19 protein-coding genes and 1 pseudogene are annotated in these 20,335 nt (G+C 72.9%); 9 read left to right on the plus strand and 11 right to left on the minus strand.

What is annotated here, in order from left to right:
* Nucleotides 1-59: 59 nt before the first annotated feature.
* Both AQI88_RS35940 and AQI88_RS35945 read right to left on the minus strand, forming a co-directional pair.
* Nucleotides 60-1,106: a hypothetical protein gene (locus AQI88_RS35940; protein ID WP_067007952.1), complete on the minus strand. Its 1,047-nt coding sequence runs from the start codon at nucleotides 1,104-1,106 to the stop codon at nucleotides 60-62.
* 47 nt (nucleotides 1,107-1,153) lie between these two features.
* Nucleotides 1,154-2,407, minus strand: coding sequence for an FUSC family protein (locus AQI88_RS35945; RefSeq protein ID WP_208615993.1), 1,254 nt, complete (start codon nucleotides 2,405-2,407; stop codon nucleotides 1,154-1,156).
* 115 nt (nucleotides 2,408-2,522) lie between these two features.
* Here AQI88_RS35945 and AQI88_RS35950 point away from each other — a divergent pair, with 115 nt between their 5' ends.
* Nucleotides 2,523-3,128, plus strand: coding sequence for a TIGR03086 family metal-binding protein (locus tag AQI88_RS35950; RefSeq protein WP_067008058.1), 606 nt, complete (start codon nucleotides 2,523-2,525; stop codon nucleotides 3,126-3,128).
* Nucleotides 3,129-3,335: 207 nt separating this feature from the next.
* On the opposite strand, the gene AQI88_RS47180 is transcribed toward AQI88_RS35950, so the two are convergent.
* Nucleotides 3,336-3,614, minus strand: a complete 279-nt coding sequence (locus AQI88_RS47180) for a hypothetical protein (RefSeq protein ID WP_067007954.1) — start codon at nucleotides 3,612-3,614, stop codon at nucleotides 3,336-3,338.
* Nucleotides 3,615-3,643: 29 nt separating this feature from the next.
* Nucleotides 3,644-4,138 (minus strand): FBP domain-containing protein, encoded by a 495-nt coding sequence (locus AQI88_RS35960; RefSeq protein WP_067007955.1) that lies wholly within the window; start codon nucleotides 4,136-4,138, stop codon nucleotides 3,644-3,646.
* An 84-nt stretch (nucleotides 4,139-4,222) separates the two neighbouring features.
* Between AQI88_RS35960 and AQI88_RS35965 the strand changes: the two genes are divergently transcribed.
* The gene (locus AQI88_RS35965) at nucleotides 4,223-5,131 is read left to right on the plus strand and encodes a DUF3626 domain-containing protein (RefSeq protein ID WP_067007957.1); all 909 of its coding nucleotides are present in this window, start codon (nucleotides 4,223-4,225) and stop codon (nucleotides 5,129-5,131) included.
* A gap of 79 nt (nucleotides 5,132-5,210) precedes the next feature.
* Here AQI88_RS35965 and AQI88_RS35970 read toward each other — a convergent pair whose 3' ends face one another.
* Nucleotides 5,211-5,855 (minus strand): PAS domain S-box protein, encoded by a 645-nt coding sequence (locus AQI88_RS35970; protein WP_067007959.1) that lies wholly within the window; start codon nucleotides 5,853-5,855, stop codon nucleotides 5,211-5,213.
* Between the two features lie 222 nt (nucleotides 5,856-6,077).
* Between AQI88_RS35970 and AQI88_RS35975 the strand changes: the two genes are divergently transcribed.
* A complete protein-coding gene (locus tag AQI88_RS35975; RefSeq protein ID WP_067007961.1) occupies nucleotides 6,078-9,257 on the plus strand; it encodes a bifunctional cytochrome P450/NADPH--P450 reductase in 3,180 nt (1,059 codons plus the stop codon).
* A 133-nt stretch (nucleotides 9,258-9,390) separates the two neighbouring features.
* Nucleotides 9,391-10,680, plus strand: a complete 1,290-nt coding sequence (locus tag AQI88_RS35980) for an ROK family protein (protein ID WP_067007964.1) — start codon at nucleotides 9,391-9,393, stop codon at nucleotides 10,678-10,680.
* A 16-nt stretch (nucleotides 10,681-10,696) separates the two neighbouring features.
* Here AQI88_RS35980 and AQI88_RS35985 read toward each other — a convergent pair whose 3' ends face one another.
* On the minus strand, nucleotides 10,697-10,939 hold the full coding sequence (locus AQI88_RS35985; protein ID WP_067007968.1) for a hypothetical protein: 243 nt from the start codon (nucleotides 10,937-10,939) through the stop codon (nucleotides 10,697-10,699).
* A 266-nt stretch (nucleotides 10,940-11,205) separates the two neighbouring features.
* Nucleotides 11,206-12,231 carry a PHP domain-containing protein gene (locus AQI88_RS35990; protein ID WP_067007971.1) on the minus strand — a complete coding sequence of 342 codons (1,026 nt, stop codon included), beginning with the start codon at nucleotides 12,229-12,231 and terminating at the stop codon, nucleotides 11,206-11,208.
* A 184-nt stretch (nucleotides 12,232-12,415) separates the two neighbouring features.
* Here AQI88_RS35990 and AQI88_RS35995 point away from each other — a divergent pair, with 184 nt between their 5' ends.
* Nucleotides 12,416-12,661 (plus strand): hypothetical protein, encoded by a 246-nt coding sequence (locus AQI88_RS35995; RefSeq protein ID WP_067008061.1) that lies wholly within the window; start codon nucleotides 12,416-12,418, stop codon nucleotides 12,659-12,661.
* 9 nt (nucleotides 12,662-12,670) lie between these two features.
* Here the strand turns inward: AQI88_RS35995 and AQI88_RS36000 are convergent, their stop codons facing one another.
* Nucleotides 12,671-13,774, minus strand: coding sequence for a glycoside hydrolase family 16 protein (locus AQI88_RS36000; RefSeq protein WP_079058025.1), 1,104 nt, complete (start codon nucleotides 13,772-13,774; stop codon nucleotides 12,671-12,673).
* 266 nt (nucleotides 13,775-14,040) lie between these two features.
* Here AQI88_RS36000 and AQI88_RS36005 point away from each other — a divergent pair.
* Together AQI88_RS36005 and AQI88_RS36010 are read left to right on the plus strand one after the other, a co-directional pair.
* A pseudogene (locus AQI88_RS36005) lies at nucleotides 14,041-14,592 on the plus strand (complex I subunit 5 family protein); the annotation flags it as partial.
* Nucleotides 14,593-14,700: 108 nt separating this feature from the next.
* Entirely contained in the window at nucleotides 14,701-15,654 is a 954-nt protein-coding gene (locus AQI88_RS36010; RefSeq protein ID WP_067007975.1) for a ribose-phosphate diphosphokinase, read from the plus strand.
* 30 nt (nucleotides 15,655-15,684) lie between these two features.
* On the opposite strand, the gene AQI88_RS36015 is transcribed toward AQI88_RS36010, so the two are convergent.
* Together AQI88_RS36015 and AQI88_RS36020 are read right to left on the minus strand one after the other, a co-directional pair.
* Nucleotides 15,685-16,059 (minus strand): anti-sigma factor antagonist, encoded by a 375-nt coding sequence (locus AQI88_RS36015; RefSeq protein WP_208615994.1) that lies wholly within the window; start codon nucleotides 16,057-16,059, stop codon nucleotides 15,685-15,687.
* A gap of 140 nt (nucleotides 16,060-16,199) precedes the next feature.
* On the minus strand, nucleotides 16,200-16,628 hold the full coding sequence (locus tag AQI88_RS36020; RefSeq protein WP_067007981.1) for a MarR family winged helix-turn-helix transcriptional regulator: 429 nt from the start codon (nucleotides 16,626-16,628) through the stop codon (nucleotides 16,200-16,202).
* 105 nt (nucleotides 16,629-16,733) lie between these two features.
* On the opposite strand from AQI88_RS36020, the gene AQI88_RS36025 reads away from it, so the two are divergent.
* Both AQI88_RS36025 and AQI88_RS36030 read left to right on the plus strand, forming a co-directional pair.
* The gene (locus AQI88_RS36025; RefSeq protein ID WP_067007984.1) at nucleotides 16,734-18,191 is read left to right on the plus strand and encodes an aldehyde dehydrogenase family protein; all 1,458 of its coding nucleotides are present in this window, start codon (nucleotides 16,734-16,736) and stop codon (nucleotides 18,189-18,191) included.
* 23 nt (nucleotides 18,192-18,214) lie between these two features.
* A complete protein-coding gene (locus AQI88_RS36030; RefSeq protein ID WP_067007987.1) occupies nucleotides 18,215-19,321 on the plus strand; it encodes an NAD(P)-dependent alcohol dehydrogenase in 1,107 nt (368 codons plus the stop codon).
* Between the two features lie 10 nt (nucleotides 19,322-19,331).
* Here the strand turns inward: AQI88_RS36030 and AQI88_RS36035 are convergent, their stop codons facing one another.
* Nucleotides 19,332-20,282, minus strand: coding sequence for an NADP-dependent oxidoreductase (locus AQI88_RS36035; RefSeq protein WP_167357503.1), 951 nt, complete (start codon nucleotides 20,280-20,282; stop codon nucleotides 19,332-19,334).
* Between the last annotated feature and the right edge of the window lie 53 nt (nucleotides 20,283-20,335).

Consider the following 20,335-nt stretch of genomic DNA (forward strand, 5'->3'; position numbering starts at 1 on the left):
TCACCGTCAAAGGCAAGACGAGCAACGGCTGTTGCATGGTGTGCAACGGCGAGGGTCGGCTACCAGTCCCCGCCCTCCACCGGCCTGCCCGGCGCGTCCTTCAGCGGTGTCACCTGGCCCGCGGACGGCTGCTGCCAGGGCTCCAGGTCGTCCCCGAGCCAGTCGCCGACCGGCTTGACGGCCTCCAGGGTATCCGTGGGAGCGAGGTCCTCGGCGTCCTCGTCGTAGTAGTCGTACCAGGGCAGTCCCGCGCTCGTGTACGCCGCCCGGTCCACCGGCGACGGCGGGGGCGCCTCGCCCGTGATGCGGCGCCACTCAGGGGGCGTGACCAGATGGACGAAGACCCGCCCGGCGGGGGTCTCGGACCAGTCCGTGAGCGGCCGGTCGTCCTGGTAGACCTCCTGGCGCATCGAGCCGCCGACGCCCAGGCCCATGGCCGCCGCGCGCCGTTGAGGCGCGGCCGCGGCAGGCGGCGGGGGTCCGCCGGGGGCGGCCGCCGCCACGGGCACGGGCCCGCCGTAGCCGCCGGCCGCCCCGCCCCACCGGGGCGGCCGGCGCCGCTCCCGCTCCCGGCGCCGCCAGTCGGCCAGGACCTCCTCCTTCAGCGGGAAGGACTGCAACTGGACTCCGCCCCACACCTCCTCGCCGGTGACCTGACCCTCCACGGTCGCGCCCAGACCGAGCGGCACCGCGACGAACTGGCGGACCGTTCCCGTGCCGGAGTTGATGCCGTCCAGCCAGGGCTGGCGGGGCAGCACCACGTAGTTCTGCGGGGCGCGGGAGAGGCGGTCACGCCACGGCTTGCCGGAGACCGCGCACACCTTGCCCACGCCGACCTGGAGGGCGGCCGGTTCCGCCGTACCGGCGAAGCTCAGCCACATCGCCTCGCGCAGATACACCGGCAGCATCACGCCGCCGCGCGCCCGCCACCGTTCGGGGACCCGGTCGGCGTAGTCGGCCACCCGCCGGACCGGGAACTCGCCGAGCCCCGGCGGCAGCGGATGCGTCCCCGTCTCGGGCAGCCGCAGCGTGCGGACGAACCGCACCGCCACACCGCCCGGCAGCCGCAGCGTGTTCCCGTCGATCCGTACGGCGGCCTCGGCCATCGGCCCGCTCCCTCGCCTCAAGGTGCCGGCCCCGCCCCGGCACTCCCTCACCGGAAACGCTCGCCGACCCCGGTGCGGTTCCGCCACAGCTCCTCCTGGACACCGAGGCGCTCGCGCAGCCGGTTCATCTTCGGCAGCTTCGCCCGGTGTTCCCGGGACACCCGGTCCAGTTCCTCCAGCAGGCGGCCGGTGCGGTGCTCGGTGTCGAGTTCGTCGATGATCCGGTTCACCTCGGTGAGTACGGCGCCCATCAGGTGCCAGTTCGCCGAGCCCTCGCGGACCTCCTCCCGGAGCAGCTCGGCGAGCCGGTCGCGGGTGCCGGCCGCCGTGGTCAGCTCGGCCGTGAGCCGCGCCTCGGCCGATTCGGCGTTCTCGCGCAGGTGGGTGGTGACCAGCACCGCGAAGCTGACGACCGCGTCGGCGATCTCGGACAACAGCTGTTCCACGGTCGCCCCGACCCGGGGCGGGAACAGCTCCTCGGGCCCGCGGGCCTTGGCCAGGTCCGTGAAGGAGCGGGCCAGCACCCGCAGGACGACCGTGCAGATCTCCAGGGTGTCCAGTCCGGTGCGCAGCACCACCCGGTGCAGCAGGCCCTCCTTGACGCGCGGATTGAGCCGCAGACTGTCCTCGGCCTGCCGCAGCGCCGCGTCCACCTGGACGATGTCGTGGTCCAGCCGGCGCGCCTCGTGCAGCCGCTCGGCGGCCCGCTCCCAGGGGGTCCGGCCCGCGGCCTCCTCGCCCATCCGCAGCATCAGCTGCCGCACCCGGCGTGCCAGTCCCTCGATCGACTGGCCGGCCTCGTCCACCCACACGGGCGGTGGCAGCAGCAGGTTGCAGGCCATCCCGACGACCGCGCCGATCAGCGTCTCCACGATCCGCGCCCAGGCCGTGAACCCGACGGTGGTGACCCCGAGCACCAGCATGGCGCTGATCGCCACCTCGGCCACGTACTCGTCCACGCGCACCAGATGTCCCACCGCCAGCGAGGCCACGATCAGCAGCGCGAGGCTCCACCAGGTCAGCCCCACCAGCAGGCTGAAGGCGATGGCGACCAGCACCCCGGCCACCACCGAGTTCACCCGGCGGATGCCATTGGTGAGCGTGGCGTAGAAGGTGACCTGGACGACCAGCAGCGCGGTCAGGGGCGCGGTCAGCGGGGCCGGCTCGGGGCTCAGGCGCAGCGCGACGACGTAGGCGATCGTCGCCGCGGCGGCCGACCGCAGCGTCTGGACGACCACCGGCTCCCGGCGGCGTCCCACCAGGCGCAGGAGTTTCTCGCTCCACTTGTGTGCGTCGTGCATCCCTTGGCCTGTTCCCGTTCCGGAGGCGGGTCGAACGTTGTTTGATCGAGGACCGTATCTGTCCGCAACGACTTCTACAGTGATCTCGCCGGTCAAGGGAAGGCATGAGGGCAAGATGATGGGTGCGAACCAGGCTTTCGAGGGTGTCGAGGTACTCGACCGGGCGCATGCCTACCTGCGCGAGGTGGTGGCCGCGGTACCGGAGGAGGCGTGGGGCGCGCCGACTCCCTGCGCCGAGTGGACCGTACGGCAGGTGCTCAACCACGCGCGTATCGACCAGCAGGCGTACGGCCTCACGCTCACCGGCGGTCGGCCCGACGCCGATCCTTTTCAGCCGGCCGACGTCCTCGACGGCGACCCGGCGGACGAGCTGACCAAGGTCCTCGACGCCGTGGCCGAGGCGTACGCGCAGCTGCCCGCCGACGCCGAGTCGGTGCCGACCCCGCTGGGCCCGCTGCCCCTGCGGCTCGCCGCGGCGGCGGCCGCGATGGACGCCGCAGTGCACGCCTGGGACATCGCCGTGGCCACCCGCCAGGACCGGCCGCTCGCGCCGGAGCCGGCCGCGGGCATCCGCCCGGCCGCGGACCGGCTGGTGCCCCATCTCCGCGCCTCCTACCACGTGTTCGCCCTCGAGGTCGCCCTGTCCGGGACCGGCGATGCGGCCGGCTCACTCCTGGCCTTCCTCGGCCGCGACCCGCACTGGACGCCCGCGGAGTCCTGAGCGACGACCGCGTCCCGACGGCCGCCGCGACCGCGCAGCCGTCGTCGTCATGCCCCTGCCGTGCCCGCAGCCCCGCTGCGGCCGGGGGCTGTCCGCACGAGCGGAACGGAGCACAGTCGCATGGCTGCGCCCCGGGGCCGATCAGCAGCCTTGACACCGCCGCACGGACGCCCCGCTCGCCCGCACCGATGACGTACTGATCCGCCCTCACCGCGTCGAGGCGGCCCGGGTGCGCGGCCGGTAGCCGACGACCTTCGCGAGGCTGCCGCAGCGGACGGCGGCCCGGGCCACGGCCACCAGGGCGGCACGCGCCGGATGGCGCGCCGGCCGGCGCCGGGACCCCAGCTGGGGCGCGAGCCGGGGTCCCGACGGGTGGCCGCGGGCGCCTGCCCGGGTGCCGGTCGAGACCGTGCTGCCGCTGTCCGGGGCGCGCGCCGCGTGCGAGCGGCTGGAGAGCCGGGGCCACCGGGGCAAGATCGTGCTCACCCCGGGCGGCTGAGCGGCCCCCTGGAGCGTCAGGCGTAGAGCTTGTCGACGAAGGCGGACAGGTTGCCCGTCGTGCGGGTGATCTGCTCCTCAAGAGTCAGGCTCTCCTCGAACCGGCCCCCGGACTCCGGCACCTTCTTCCCGCGTACGTACAGCGAGCACGCCAGGTCGGTGCACATGTACACCCCGACCGAGTTGCCCTCGCGGCCCGCCGCGCCCGCCTTCCGGGCGGTCATCAGCGACACCCCGCCGCCGGGATGCGTGGTCAGGCACACCGAACACATGCTGCGGTGCAGGAATCCGCGCCGCGCGGCCGGGAAGCGCAGGGCGACACCGACGAGCCCGCCGTCCCGCTCGGTGACGAGATAGCTTCGGTCGGGCGCCCCGGGATCCCGCCAGCCGAGGAAGTCCAGGTCCTCCCAGGGGTGTTCATCGAGATCACGGGGGACCGCCAGGCGTTTGGCCTCCCCCTTGGAGCAGTTGATGAAAGAGTTGCGGATGTCCTGCTCGGTGAGGGACTTCATGGGGGGTCCTTCCGGATTCTGCGCCATGAACCTAGGGGGTCTAGGTTCATGGCTAGCCTAGGTAGCCAAGGGGAGGGTGGGCCAATGGATTTCCCGGATGTGCTGCCGCCGCGCGCCCGGCGGGCGCTGGATCATGTGGCCGCGGGGGTGTCAGGGCCGCCGCTCGATTCGGGCGTGCGCATCACTCTCAACTTCCACCCGGACCGGCTGTCCGCCTCGGTGCCGATCCTGGAGGCGCTGGCCCGGGACGGTGCCTACCACTCGCAGTTCGTCACCGGCACCAGCAACGGCGGGCTCACCGCGCACCCGGGCGGCGACCGCTGGCGTTGGGAGAACCGTATCTTCGGCGGTGCGTACGACGATGCGGACCCGGCGGAGCGGCCGGTGTACGGCGCGCTGAACTTCCGCCGTCAGGTGGTCGGCGCGGCCCCGCGCTTCGGCTCCTCGTACCTGGCGCTCACCGGCCCCGTCCTGGCCCGGGCCACCTTCTGCTACCCGGACAGCGCCGCCGAGCCCACCGACTTCGGCGTGGCCCCGGCCATGCCCCTCGTCGCGCTCGCCGAGGCGGACGAGCAGGACGCCCTCAACGACTACATCGAGAGCCATGTGCACGGCGGCGTCCTGCTCGCCCGGGACGTCGAGGCGCTCGTACTCGACGCGAGCTACCGGGACACGCCCGTGGAGGCGGCGGCCCGGCGCCTGCCCTTCCCCCTCGCATGGCACCCCGGCTACCGGCTCACGGTCGCGGAACTGCGCCGTCACGCCGACTACCGCGGCCCGGAGTACGCCGACCTCGGCGCCCGGATCGCCGAGCGCGGGCTCCTCACCCCGCGCGTCATCGGCGACGCGGCCCGCACCGGCCGGTACGACCTCCAGGACCTGAAGATGGTGTGGCACACCCTCGCCCGCTTCGGGGCACCCGAGGGTGCGGGCACGGCCCGCTCCGCACCTGCCTGCACCGACGCCGTGCCTGCCCGCACCGCCCCCGCCTGAGCCGATGGCCCTGCCTGCGTCGACGGTCCAGCCTGCATCGAGCCCGCCCCCGATGGCCCCGCCCCCCACGCAGGCGCCCCTACTCCGCCTCGGTGGCCTTCGCCTCCGGCGGCCACACCCCGGGTGTGAGAACCCCCAGGGCGTAGGCGCGGGCGACCAGTTCGGTGCGGTTGGCCGCGCCCCAGCGGGCCGACAGGCGCCGTAGGTGATAGGTGACGCCGTCCTTGCTGAGGCCGAGCTCGCGCGCCGCCCGGGCGGTGGTGGCGCCCCCGGCCAGCAGTGCCAGCACCCGGCCCTCCACCGAGGTGACCGCAGCGGGCTCCGGCGCGCGGCGGACGGCGTGCTCGCCCTGCACCCGCAGCATCACCAGCAGGGCGGGTGTCTGGTCAGTGCTGTCGCTCACCGGATCCGCCGTCAGCTCCCCGTACCGCTCCGCACCGCCGGGCGCGCGCCAGCGCACGGACACCTGGTAGCGCGAGCGGCGCCGCAGCCGCAGCGCCTCGGCGATCCGCTTCACCTGCGTGGCCTCCTGCGGCCGGAACAACTCCAGCACGTCCTGTCCCCGCAGCCGCCCCGGCGTCGTACCGCACTCGGCGGCCATCGCCGGGTTGGCGAGCACGACCGAGCCGTACACATCGCACACCGCGACCGGTACCGAGACCCGGTCGAAGAGCGTCAGCGCACGGTTGCGCCACACCACCGCCTCGGCCCGCCCTGCCTCCACCCGCACCTCCCGATGTCCCGCCCGGCCACGACGGAAAGCCAGGTCAGCGCCCACTTCACGGGCCCCGAAGGGGCGGTGTCAAGTCGGCCGTGCCGGTACCGCGCAAGCCCTCCTGCCGACTTTTGACTGCACGATCGTGTAGTGCCGCGGCCCGAACACCCCTGGTCGGTCGACCACCCTGGAACGCAGGACTTCCGTTCTGCGAAAGGCAGTTGTCGCGCCATGCCCCCCACCGCACTGCACCCCGAGCCGGCCGGTACGCTGCCCGGCGTCCCCGTCGTGGACATCACCGCCACCGGGCCCGGACACACCCCCATCCAGCAGGTCATGGAGCTGATGCGCGCCCATGGACCGGTGCTGGTGCGCCGGCTGCACGGGCGCGACATCCTGTTCGTCGCCGATGCCGACCTGGTCGCCGACCTCGCCGACGAGGAGCGGTTCGCCAAGCACATCGGGCCCGCGCTGGAGAACGTGCGCGCCTTCACCGCCGACGGCCTGTTCACCGCCTACAACGACGAGCCCAACTGGGCCAAGGCGCACGACATCCTCATGCCCGCCTTCGCGCTCGGCTCGATGAAGACCTACCACCCGGTGATGCTGAAGGTGGCCCGCCGGCTCATCGACTCCTGGGACCGGGCCGCCCGCGCCGGGCAGCCGGTCAACGTCCCCGACGACATGACCCGGATGACCCTCGACACCATCGGCCTGGCCGGATTCGACTACGACTTCGGCTCCTTCGAGCGGGCCGAGCCGCACCCCTTCGTCGAGTCCATGGTGCGCTGCCTGGAGTGGGCCATGACCCGCCTCGCCCGTAACCCCGGCGAGGACCACGCGGCGGCCGACGCCGCCTTCCGTGCGGACGCCGACTACCTCGCCGGTGTCGTGGACGACGTCATCGCCGCCCGCACCGGCACCGACCAGAGCGCTGCCGAGGACCTGCTCGGGCTGATGCTCACCGCGCGCCACCCGGCCGACGGCACCACCCTGGACACGGCCAACATCCGCAACCAGGTCATCACCTTCCTGATCGCCGGCCACGAGACCACCTCCGGCGCGATGTCCTTCGCCCTGTACTACCTCGCCAAGCATCCGGCCGCGCTCCGGCTCGTCCAGCGCGAGGCCGACGCACTGTGGGGCGACACCCCCGATCCGGAACCGACGTACGAGGACATCGGCCGTCTCACCTACACCCGTCAGGTCCTCAACGAGGCGCTCAGGCTGTGGCCGACGGCCGCCGCCTTCAGCCGGCACGCCCGCGAGGACACCCTGCTCGGCGGGCGGCTCCCGATGCACGCCGGACAGGCCGTCGTGGTGCTCGCCCCGATGCTGCACCGGCAGCCCGTGTGGGGCGACAACCCGGAGCTGTTCGATCCGGAGCGCTTCACCGCCGAGGCGGAGGCGGCCCGCCCGGTGCACGCCTTCAAGCCCTTCGGCACCGGTGAACGCGCCTGCATCGGACGGCAGTTCGCGCTGCACGAGGCGACCATGCTGCTGGCCATGCTGGTCCACCGCTACCGGCTGCACGACCACGCCGGCTACGCGCTCACCGTGAAGGAGACCCTCACCCTCAAGCCCGAGGACTTCACCCTCACCCTCACGCCGCGCACCGACGCGGACCGGGTCCACGCCCCGCTGCCGGGCGCCGCGACCGCCCCCGGCACCCAGGCCCCGGCCCCGGACGCGCTGCCGGCCCGGGTCCGCCCCGGCACCGGTACGCTCTTCCTGCACGGCAGCAACTACGGCACCTGCCGCGCCTTCGCCGCCCAGCTCGCCGACGAGGCCGCCGCCGTCGGCTGCGTCACCGAGGTCGCCGCCCTGGACGACTATGCGGACGGACTGCCCACCGACCGGCCCGTCGTCATCACCGCCGCCTCCTACAACGGCCGCCCCACCGACGACGCCACCGCCTTCACCGCCTGGCTCGACGGCACCCCCGACCTGACCGGCGTGACCTATGCCGTCCTCGGCGTCGGCGACCGCAACTGGGCCGCCACCTACCAGCACGTCCCCATCCGCATCGACGCCCGCCTCGCCGAGCTCGGCGCCGGCCGGCTGACCGACCGCGCCGCCGCCGACGCCTCCGGCGACCTGACCGGCACCGTCCGTGACTTCACCGCCCGGCTGCGCGCCGCCCTGCTCGGGGAGTACGGCGACCCCGACGCCGTCACCGGCACACAGCAGGAGCCCGCAACCGCGTACGAGGTCCGCACCGTGACCGGCGGCCCGCTGGACGCCCTCGCCGAGCGGCACGGGCTGGTGCCGATGACCGTCACCGAGGCCTACGACCTCACCGCGCCGGGACACCCGCGCACCAAGCGGTTCCTGCGCATCGCCCTGCCCGACGGCGTCACCTACCGCACCGCCGACCACCTGACCGTGCTCCCCGCGGGCGCCCCGGACCTCGTGGACCGCGCCGCCGCCGCGCTCGGCGTCGACCTCGACACCGTCCTGGACATCCGGGCCACCCGCCCACGCCGCGACGGCCTCGCCACGGACCGCCCGCTGACGGTACGTCACCTTCTCACCCACCAGGTCGAGGTGCAGGAACGCCCGACCGCACGGCAGCTGGCCCTGCTCGCCGAGGCCAACCCCTGCCCGCCCGAGCGTGCCGCCCTCGCCGCCCTGACCGGCGACGATCCCCGCACCCTGGTGGAGATCATCGAGGACCACCCCGCCCTGCGCGGCGCGCTGGACTGGCCGCGCCTGCTCGACCTGCTCACCCCGATCCGGCCCCGCCACTACTCCCTCTCCTCCTCCCCGGCGGCCGACCCGCGCCACGCAGAGCTGATGGTCTCCGTCCTCGACGCCCCCGCGCGCTCCGGCAAGGGCCGCTACCGGGGCACCGGCTCCGGGCACCTCGCCTCCCTGCGGCCCGGCGACACCGTGTACGCCCGCGTCCAGCCCTGCCGGGAGGTCTTCCGGATCGACGGCACCGCACCCGTCGTCATGGTCGCCGCGGGCACCGGCCTCGCGCCGTTCCGCGGAGCCGTCGCCGACCGCGCCGCGGCCCGTGCCGCCGGCACCGAACTCCCCCCGGCGCTGCTCTACTTCGGCTGCGACGCCCCCGACGCCGACTTCCTGCACGCCGGTGAACTCCGCGCCGCCGAGAGTGCCGGAGCCGTCTCGCTGCGCCCGGCCTTCAGTGCCGCCCCCGAGAACGGCGCCCTCTTCGTCCAGCACCGCATCGCCGCCGAGGCCGACGAGGTCTGGGAGCTGCTGACCGCCGGGGCCCGCGTCCACGTCTGCGGCGACGGTGCCCGGATGGCACCCGGCGTACGCGAGGCGTTCCGTACCCTGTACCGCAAGCACACCCCCGGCGCCGACGACACGGCGGCCGTACGGTGGCTCGACTCGCTGGTGGCGGACGGGCGTTACATCGAGGACGTGTACGCGGCGGGGTGACCCGCATGGGAGGGGGCCGGAATCAAGACCGCCCGCGCTTAGCTCATCACATGAAATAAGGGGTGGTTGAATATCGCGTCCACCCTGCTCCCAGGGGTATGTTGCAGGTCGGGACACGGTTGAGGGGAGCCACATGGCGGGGCGGAGCGGGCGCACGGTACGCGATCTCAGGCGGAGCAACCGCACGGCTGTGCTGCAGCGGCTGTACTTCGAGGGTCCCCTCAGCCGCTTCGAGCTGGGCCCGGTCACGGGCCTGAGCTCCGGCTCGGTCAGCAACGTGGTCGCGGACCTCGTCGCCGACGGCCTGCTCGAGGAGGCCGGCAGCGTCGACTCCGACGGCGGGCGCCCCCGCACCCTGCTGCGCGTGGCCCCGCGCAGCGGACAGATGATCGGCGTCGACGTCGGCGAGACCAGGGTCCGTATCGAGCTGTTCGACCTGACGCTCACCGAACTCGCCCGCACCGAACGCCCGCTGACCCCGCAGGGCTACGAAGTCGACGTCATCGCCGGCCACATCCGCGACGGCATCGCCGAGGTCCTCGCGGCCGAGGAGGCCTCGCCCGAGCGGCTGCTCGGCGTCGGTGTCGGCGTCCCCGGCATCGTCGAGCACACGGCCGAGCGAGGTGCCGTCGTGCACGGGCAGACCATCGGCTGGGACGCGGTCCCGCTGGAGGAACTGCTCCGCTCGACCTCGCAACTGCCGGACAGCGTCCCCTACTTCATCGACAACGGCGCCAAGACCCTCGGACAGGCCGAGATGTGGTTCGGCGCGGGGCGCGGCGCCCGCAACGCGGTGGTCGTGCTCTTCGGCTCCGGAGTCGGCGCCTGCCTGGTCACCCCCGAGGTGGAGCACGGGCGGGCCCTCGAGTGGGGGCATCTGACCGTACGGGTCCGGGGGCGCCGCTGCCGCTGCGGTGCGCCGGGCTGCCTGGAGGCCTACGCGGGTGCCGAGTCGCTGCTGGCCCGCTGGCGCGAGGAGGGTGGGCGGCCGCCCCGGGGCACCGACGAGGAGACCGCACTCACCGCGATGCTCGCCGCCGCCTACCCGCCCGAGGGCCGGGTCCCCGACGCCGCCGCGCTCGCCGTCCTGGAGGAGGCCGCCGAGTACCTGGGCGCCGGACTGTCCGACCTGATCAACCTCTTCCGGCCCGAGCGGATCCTGATCGGCGGCTGGGCCGGGCTCCAGCTCGGCGCCCGGTTCCTGCCCGCCGTACGCCGCCACGCGACGACGTACGCCCTGCGGTACCCGGCCGACAAGGTGACCATCGACCTCGGCAGGCTCGGCCCCGACGCGGTCACCGTGGGTGCCGCGATCCTGCCCCTGGCCGACTTCTTCGCCCGCGGCGGCCGGCGCGCCGAACCGGCGACCGAGGACCGGCACCCCGCCTGGCGGGCCGTGCTGCAGGAGCGCGCACCGCGCTGAGCAGGCCGCCGCACGCTCAGTCCGAGGGCTCCTGCGGCGTCGGATGCTCGGGGTGGACCGTGGCGGAGCGCGGTGCGCCCCGGGGTCCCGTGCCGGCCTCGTCGGGCTCGGGCACGTCCTCCGCCCCCGGCTCGTCGTCGGGCCGCTGCCCCGCCGCGGCCTCCCATGGATCCCCACCGGGACGGGCCTGCTGATCGGGCAGGTCCCGGGGGACCGGCTCCCTGCCGTGAGCGGGCTTCGGCTCCGGCTGTGCGGTCATGACCGTCCTCCTCGTCTCGTCGGCCCGGGCGTGACCCCACCGGGTACCCAGGCCGGGCGCGCGCACACGGGCGGCCAAGCGGTGGGCGCGGATGGCGGTCGCCTCTCGGCGAAAGGCTCCACAGGGCTTCAGCCGGACGATCGTCCCTGTGGGCAAAAGGTGAGGCCCGGGGACACTGTCCCATCCGCACCCACGGTTCGTTCAACAGGCAACCATTGTGTGGTGTTCCAGCCGGATGCCGTGATCCGCGTCACGCCGTTCGATGCTCACAGCGGCGTACGGCCCTCATGGGTCCACGCCAGCAGCTCCTCGGCCGGCCAGGTCGTCACCACCCGCTCGGCGGGCACCCCGCACTCCTCGGCCCGTGCGCAGCCCAGGATCTGCCAGTCCAGCTGTCCCGGGGCATGCGCGTCGGTGTCGATCGAGAACAGCACCCCGGCGGCCACGGCCCTGCGCAGCAGCCGCCTCGGCGGGTCCAGCCGCTCGGGACGGCTGTTGATCTCCACGGCCGTACCCGACTCGGCGCAGGCGGCGAACACCGCGTCCGCGTCGAACTCCGACTCCGGCCGCCCACGCCCCGTGACCAGCCGTCCGGTGCAGTGGCCGAGCACGTCGGCGTGCGGATTGCGGACGGCGGCCACCATGCGGCGGGTCATCGAACGGGCGTCCATCCGCAGCTTGGAGTGCACGGACACCACGACCACGTCGAGCCGTGCCAGCAGCTCCGGCTCCTGGTCCAGCGCACCGTCCTCCAGGATGTCGCACTCGATGCCGGTGAGCAGCCGGAACGGCGCCCACTGCGCATTCAGCTCCGCCACCACCTCCAGCTGCTCGCGCAACCGCTCCGGCGACAGGCCCCGGGCCACGGTCAGCCGGGGGGAGTGGTCGGTCAGGGCGGTCCACTCATGGCCGAGCCCGGCCGCGGCCCGCCCCATCTCCTCGATCGGACTGCCGCCGTCCGACCAGTCCGAGTGGGTGTGGCAGTCCCCGCGCAGCAGCGCCCTGAGCTGCGCGCCGCCGCCGTCGGCCGCGGGCGCTGCGGCCTCCTCCTCCAGCGTGCGCAGATAGCCCGGCACCTCCCCGGTCAGGGCCTCCCGCACCACCTGCGCGGTCTTCGGGCCGACCCCCTTCAGCGACTCCAGTGTCCCGGCCGCCGCACGCTCGGCGACCTCGCCCTCGGGCAGCGCGGAGAGCACCCGGGCTGCGGTGCGGAAGGCCCGTACCCGGTAGGTGGGCGCCAGCGACCGCTCCAGCAGGAACGCGATCCGGTCCAGGGCCGAGACGGGATCCATGGTCACCTCCAGCCGGCCGCGACGCCCCTCCAGGGTTCTTCAGCCCGCCTCACCCCGCACGCCCACAGGATCCCCCGCAGCCGGCGACGGTCCACGACCGCACCGGACGCTCCGGGGTGGGCGCCCACCCGGGCAGGCCTCGCGGACGAGTCGTCCACCCGGGTTGCGTTCTACGCTCTATTGCATGACCGAACAAGCAGCTCCCTACATATCCCATCCGCGGGTCCTGGTGCTCGGGCTGTGTCCGGGCAAGCCGGGCGAGCCGCCCTTCAGGATCATGGAGATCGACGGTCAGGTGATCGGTGCGGCCAGGACCATCACCGATGTGCTGGAGGCGGCCGCCTCCCACGGCATCACCATCCACGACCTGGACGATCCGGACGTGGTGCGCTTCGTGAACGGCGACAAGTACACCTGGACGCTGCACTGAGCGGACGGCTCAGCCGACCGTCCACTTCTGGTTGGCGCCGCCCGTGCAGTCCCACAGCTGGACGGCCGCGCCGTCCGCCGTGCCGTTGCCGGTGACGTCCAGGCACTTGCCGAGCGCCCGGATCGCGCCGTCCGAGCCGGCCGTCCACGCCTGCGCGGCCGAGCCGTTGCAGTCGTAGAGTTGGACCGGGGTCCCGTTGGCGGCGTTCGCACCGGCCACGTCCACGCACTTGCCCGCCAGGCCCCGGACCGGGACACCGGCCGCGCTGTCGCTCGTCGTCACCGACACCGAGTCCACTACCAGCTGCTGTGGGAACTGCGTGGAGCCGTCCGGGTCGCCCGGCCAGTAGCCGCCGACGGCCAGGTTCAGGATCAGGAAGAACGGCTTGTCGAACACCCAGGTCTTCCCGCCCAGATCGGCGGGCGTGCGCCGCTGGTAGACGTTGCCGTCCACCGACCACGTGATCGAGTCGGGCGCCCAGTCGACGGCGAAGGTGTGGAAGCCGTCCGCGAAGGCCTGCCCGCCCGGCAGGGTATAGGCGGCGCCTATGCCGCCCGAGCCGGAGTAGCCGGGGCCGTGGATGGTGCCGTGCACGGTCGAGGGCTCGAACCCGACGTTCTCCATCACGTCGATCTCGCCCGAGTCCGGCCAGTTGACCGGCGTGCCGAGCATCCAGAACGCGGGCCACATGCCCTGCCCGCGCGGGATCTTCATCCGGGCCTCGACATGGCCGTACCGGGCGTTGAACTTCCCGGCGGTGTTCAGCCGCGCCGAGGTGTACTGGCAGCTGCCGTACCAGCACTGGTAGCCCGCCGGGTTCTCCTTCCGGGCGGTGATCACCAGATGACCCTGGCCGTCCAGGGCCGCGTTCCGGGTGCCCGACGTGTAGTACTGCCGCTCGTGGTTGTTGACGTTGTCACCGGTCTCCGGCGTCCACTTCGAGGAGTCGGCCCCGGAGCCGGCGGGCCCGTCGAAGGTGTCGGAGAAGGTGGTGACGGCTACGGCCGCCGGGGCCGCGGTCTGTGCCCGGGCCGGGCCGACGGCGGCCGAGCCGACCAGGGCGGCGGACAGGGCGGCGAACAGGCAGCTGCGGAGCAGGCGGGGGGAGGCCATGACTCTCCGTTCGGCGTGGGGGAGGAGATGCCTCTTGATTTAAGGAGTGAGATAAGAGGGCGTCAATACCTTGGTACGGACCTGTGTCTGACGGCCCATCGGTCGTCGGGGCGGCGCCGGATGTGTGCCCGCCGTTTCCGTTCACGCTCCCGGGGAACTCCGGGTCCGCGTGCCGCCGACCCTCATGGGCCCGCCGGTGCTTGGATGCCCCAGGCGGCGCATCGGACAAACCATCGCATAGCATCGCATAACGGACTGAGGAGGTGGCGCTCGGCAAGGCGGTCACCGAGGAAGCGGTCGGCGTCCCGCTCACCGTGGTGTTCGTGGCCGCCTCCGCGATCACCGCGGGCGCCGTCCTACGGGTCACGGCCCGGGTGTTCCTCGGCCTCGGGCCGCGCCCGCAGGACGCGGAGTACGAGACCAGCGGCTCCGACGAGGAGCCCGAGACCGGCAGCATCCTCCGCCGTATCCCGGACTCCATGACGGCGGTGCCCGCCGTGCTGCTCGCCGCCGCCTTCGCCGTGGGCGTGGCCCCCGGCTTCGCCGCACTGGTGGCCCGCTCCGTCAACGAGGCCGGCTCGGGCGGCGCCCACGCCGTGGTCCACTGGACGCTGCACGGCATCCTGCTGGGCCTGCTCTCCACCCTGCTGGCCGTCGCCCTCGCCGCGCTCGCCGTCACCCGACCGAGCTGGGTGGCCGCCCCCGACTGGACGCTGCCCCTGCGCCGCCTGCAGTCGGGTCACGTCGGCGACTACGTGGCCTGGCTGCTGGTCGGCGCCACCGTGCTGGGCGCACTGGCGCTGCCGGGTGTGCTGGGCGGCAAAGGAGGCGCAGCCGTCGTACCGACGCAGGGTGCCGTCCGACTCGCGCCGCACCGCCAGTAGCATGATCGGCGCAGCCCGTGATGATCATGCGAGGAGCGGATCGTGCGAGACATCGCCGTCTTCAGTGGCAGTGCCCATACCGAACTGGCTGAGGAGGTCTGCGCCCACCTCGGCGTGCCGCTCAGCCCGACCCGGGTGAGCCGGTTCGCCAACGACTGTCTGGAGGTGCAGCTTCAGGCCAACTGCCGGGAGCGGGACGTCTTTCTGATCCAGCCGCTGGTCCGGCCGGTGCAGGAGCACCTGGTGGAGCTGCTGCTGATGTGCGACGCGGCCCGGGGCGCCTCCGCGGCCCGGATCACCGTCGTCATGCCGCACTACTCCTACGCCCGCTCCGACAAGAAGGACGCGCCCCGCATCTCCCTCGGCGGACGCCTGGTCGCCGACCTGATGGTGTCGGCGGGCGCGAGCCGGGTCCTCGCCATGACCCTGCACGCCCCGCAGGTGCACGGGTTCTTCTCGGTGCCGGTGGACCACCTGCACGCGCTGCGCGAACTGGCCGCGCACTTTGGGCAGTACGACCTCTCGCGCACCACGGTCGTCTCCCCGGACCTCGGCAACGCCAAGGAGGCCGCCGCCTTCGCCCGGCTGATCGGCGCGCAGGTGGCCGCCGGTGCCAAGCAGCGGTTCGCGGACGACCGGGTGAGCATCAGCTCCGTCATCGGCGAGGTCACCGACCGGGACGTCATCGTGCTGGACGACGAGATCGCCAAGGGCAGCACGGTGCTCGAACTTCTGGAGAGACTGCGGGAGCTGGGGCCGCGCTCGATCCGGCTGGCGTGCACACACGGCCTGTTCGCGGCCGGTGCGCTCAAGCGGCTGAGCGAGCAGCCCGACGTGCTGGAGATCGTGTGCACCAACACGGTTCCGGTGCCCGCCGACGACCACACCGACAAGCTGCGCGTCCTGTCCATCGCACCGGCCCTCGCCGAGGCCGTACGGCGCATTCACAACGGCGAGTCCGTCAGCGCCCTGTTCGACGACCCCAGAGGCGTCTAGACAAGGAAGAGCGACGCGGCACCGGCGCAGTCAGCCGGACGCGGCCTCGGGCTGTTCCAGCGCCGCGTCCAGCGACGGCTGCGGCGGCAGCAGCCGGGACAGCCCGGTGACCCGGAAGACGCGCAGGGTCAGCGGGTGGGTGCACACCAGGTGCAGCCGCCCGCCGCGCTCCAGCACCCGGCTGCGGGCCCGGTACAGCAGCCGCAGCCCCGAGCAGTCGAAGAACTCGACGGCGCGCAGGTCGATCACGACCCGCGCGCCGGGCCGGCCGGTGACCCGGTCCAGGGCGGGAGTGATCTCCGCCGCCGCCGCGATGTCGATCTCACCGCGGAACTCCAGCACCGTGTGCCCGCGGTGCTCGCGTATGCGCAGATGCCGGGTGAGCGGCGTGGGCTCCTGCTGCACGACGGCACCACCTCCCACCCGCGCCCGGAAAACCGTTTCCCGACCGTCAAGTTACCCTCGATGGAAGGAATTTGAGCATGTTCGATTGACATATGTCTTCGAGTTTCGGTCGGGCCGCTCTGTGGCGTGGGGCGACGGCGCTACGACAGCGCGTGCCACGCCTTCGAGAGCGCCCTGCGTAGCTGCTCCCGCTGATGTGCCGTGAGGTCCTCGGTCATCCGCTCCTCCAGCTCCCGCACGGGCTCGGCGAAGCGGGCCAGCAGCTCGCGCCCGGCATCGGTGAGCAGGATGAGCAGCTCGCGCCGGCTGTGCGGATTGCGCTCGCGCCGGATCAGCTCGCGCGTCTCCAGGGAGCGCACCAGGTCGGCCATCGACTGGGCGGTGACGAACGAGTCACGGGCGAGCTGGGCCGCCGACAGCCCGTCGTGCCGCTCCAGCACCGTCAGGGCCGTGTACTGCAGGGCGGTGATCCCCGCCGGTTTGACCAGCTCGTCCAGGCGTGCGCGCACCACGAGCTCCACCTGCTTGACCATGTAGAGCAGCGAGGGACCTGTCCTTGTACCGACCATGCGCCCACCCTAGACCATTGACAGGAAACCTGACCGTAACGAGACTGCGAATCAACAGGAATCCTGTTTATTGAAAACTTGGCGATCTATGCTGGGGAGTGGGCAATGACGACCACCATCGACACCGGTCCGGGACAGCTGTTCATCGGCGGACGGTGGCGCGAGGCCACCGGCGGTGCCCGCAGGGAGGTGGTCGACCCGTCCACTGGGAAGCCGGTCACCACCGTCGCCGAGGCGAGTGCCGCCGACGTCGACGACGCCGTACGCGCTGCCCGCCGGGCCTTCGACGCGGGGGAGTGGTCCGGGCTCAGCGGCCGCGAGCGCGGCCGTGTCCTGCACCGCGTGGCCCAGCTGATCCGCGGGAACGCCGAGGAACTGGCCGCCCTGGAGAGCCTCGACGTGGGCAAGCCGATCAACCTGTGCAAGGCCGTCGACATCGCCAACGCGGCGAACGACTACGAGTACTTCGCCTCGCTGGCCTTCACCCTCGACGGCGCCACCCGCGACACCCCCCTCAACGCACTCGCCTACACGCGCCGTGAGCCGCTCGGTGTCGTCGCCGCCATCACACCCTTCAACTTCCCGCTGATCCTCGCCGGTTCAAAACTCGGACCCGCCCTCGCCGCGGGCAACACCGTCGTCCACAAACCCGCCGACGAGACCCCGCTCAGCGCCCTGTACATGGCCCGGCTGCTGGCTGAGGCGGGCGTCCCGGACGGCGTCGTGAACGTCGTCACGGGCAGCGGCCCGGTGGCCGGCGAGGCACTGCTCGCCCACCGCGGCATCGACAAGATCGCCTTCACGGGCTCCACCGCGGTCGGCCGGCACGTGGCCGCGGCCGCCGGTCAGGCCCTGAAGCCGGTCACCATGGAACTCGGCGGCAACGCGGCCCACATCGTCTTCGAGGACGCCGACCTGGAGCAGGCGGTCGGCGCCGTCATCAAGGGATTCGTCTTCAACACCGGCCAGTTCTGCATGGGCGGCCCCCGTCTGCTGGTCGCACGCCCGGTCTACAGCACCGTGCTCGGCATCCTTGCCGAGGCCGTCCCCGGCGTCCCGGTCGGCGACCCGCGCGACGAAGCCACCGTCGTCGGCCCGATGGCGGGGGAGCGGCACCTGCGCAAAGTCGAGGAGTACGTCGGCCTCGCCCGCAAGGAGGGCGGCCGCATCGTCTGCGGAGGCGAACGCCTCGACCTGAACGGCGGCTTCTACTACCGGCCCACCGTCATCGCCGACCTGCCCAACGACTCCCGCGTGGTCCAGGAGGAGATCTTCGGACCCGTCCTCACCGTGCAGCCCTTCGACTCCGAGGAGGAGGCCGTGGCGCTCGCCAACTCCACGCCCTACGGCCTGGCTTCCGGCGTCCAGACCGGCAACCTCGCCCGCGCCCACCGCATCGCCGCCCGCCTCCAGGCCGGCATCGTCTGGGTCAACGACTGGGCGCTGCTCGACCCTGCGGTGCCCTTCGGCGGCGTCAAGAACTCCGGTTTCGGCCGCGAGTACGGCCCCGAGGCGCTGGCCGCCTACACCAAGGTCAAGTCCGTCGTCGTCTCGCTCGACTGAGCGGCATCACCAGGGAGTTCAGATTGTCCATCACCACCCGTGCCGCCGTGGTCGAGTCCGGCGGAGCGCCCTTCACCCTCACCGACGTCGAACTCGACGCGCCCGGACCGCACGAGGTGCTCGTCCGCATGGTGGCGACCGGCCTGTGCCACACCGACCTCAGCGTGGCGAGCGGCGCGCTGCCCTTCCCCCTGCCGGGAGTTCTGGGCCATGAGGGCGCGGGCGTGGTCGAGGCCGTCGGCTCCCAGGTCACCGGTGTGGCCGCCGGCGACCATGTCGTGCTGTCCTTCACCTCCTGTGGGGAGTGCCGCGACTGCCGCGGCGGCCACCCCGCCTACTGCGCGACCTGGCTGCCGCTCAACCTGATCGGCGGCCGCCGGGCGGACGGCACCGGCACCGTCAGCCGGGGCGGGGAGCCGCTGGGCGGCCACTTCTTCGGCCAGTCGTCGTTCGCGGAGCGCGCCCTGGTGGACGAGCGCAGTCTCGTCAAGGTCGACCCGGACGTGCCGCTGGAGTCGATCGCCCCGCTGGGCTGCGGGGTGCAGACCGGAGTCGGCGCCGTCTGGAACGTACTGAAGCCGCAGACCGGAAGCACGCTCGTCGTCCTCGGCGCCGGAGCGGTCGGGCTGTCGGCGGTGATGGCGGCCGCGCTCACCCCGGCCACCACGGTCATCGCCGTCGACAGGGTCGCCGAACGGCTGGAACTGGCCCAGGAGCTGGGCGCGACTCACACCGTCGACCCGGCCGAGGAGAGCCTTCCCGAGGTGATCGACCGCCTGACGGGGCACAGGGGCGCCGACGGCATCGTCGAGACGACGGGCAACGTCACCGTCCTGCGCCAGGGCGTCGACGCACTCGCCGCCCGCGGCACCCTGGTCGTCGTGGGCGCCCCGCCCTTCGGCACCGAGGTCGCCCTGGACGTCAACGGGCTGCTCGCGGGGAAACGGATCACCGGCCTGACCCTCGGCGACAGCGAGACCCGGACCTTCATCCCCGCCCTCGTCCAACTGGTCCGGGACGGCCGGCTCCCGCTGCACCGCCTGATCAGCACCTACCCCTTCGCGGAGATCGACCGGGCGGTGCAGGACATGAGCACGGGCAAGGCGATCAAGCCCGTGCTCACCTTCTGACCCCGAAAGGTCAGTCCACCAGCAGCACCAGCTTGCCCGTCGTCCGGCCGGTGTCGCCCAGCTCGTGCGCCTTGGCGGCATCGGCCAGCGGGAAGGTCCCCGCGATCGTGGCCCGCAGCTTGCCCTGCTCCACCAGGTCCGCGACCGCCTCCATCCCGGACCGGTCGGCGTCCACCAGCATCCGCACCGCCCGCACACCGAGCCGCTCGGCCTCCTCGTGGAAGTCCTCGGACCCGACCGGCAGGATCGACACCACGACCCCGCCCGGGCGCAGCACGGCGAGCGACCGCACGGACGTCTCACCGCCCAGCGTGTCCAGCACCACGTCGACGTCCCGCACCGCCTCGGTGAAGTCGGTGGACCGGTAGTCGATCGCCTCGTCCACGCCGATCTCCCGCAGGAAGTCGTGCTTGCCCGCGCTCGCCGTACCGATCACATACGCGCCGAGCGCCTTGGCGATCTGCACGGCCACATGCCCGACACCGCCGGCCGCCGCATGGACCAGTACCCGCTGCCCGGGCTGCAGACCGGCGTGCTCGGTCAGCGCCTGCCAGGCGGTCAGCGACACCAGCGGCAGCGCTCCCGCCTGGGCGTGGTCGACCGAGGCCGGCTTGGGCACCAGGGCGCGGGCCCGGACGGTCACGTACTCGGCGTGCGAGCCGTGACCGACGGGATAGGGCAGCATGCCGAAGACCTCGTCGCCGGGCTTGAAGGCGGCCACCCCGATCCCGGTCTCGGTGACCTCGCCGGAGACGTCCCAGCCCAGGACGAACGGCGGCCGGCCCAGGAACCCGCCGGTCGCACGGTGCTTCCAGTCGGTCGGGTTGACCCCGGCGGCCCGCACCCGGACCAGCACCTCGTTGGGGCCCGGCGTGGGCCGCTCCACCTGCACTTCCTTCAGGACCTCGGGACCGCCGAGGTCGTCCTGGCTGATGGCACGCATCGTGTTCACATCGCTCATGGTCACCCAGCCTGCCGGGGCCCGCCCGTCCGGGAAATGGCACGATGGACAAT

The organism is Streptomyces cellostaticus (assembly GCF_001513965.1).
Classification (GTDB): domain Bacteria; phylum Actinomycetota; class Actinomycetes; order Streptomycetales; family Streptomycetaceae; genus Streptomyces; species Streptomyces cellostaticus.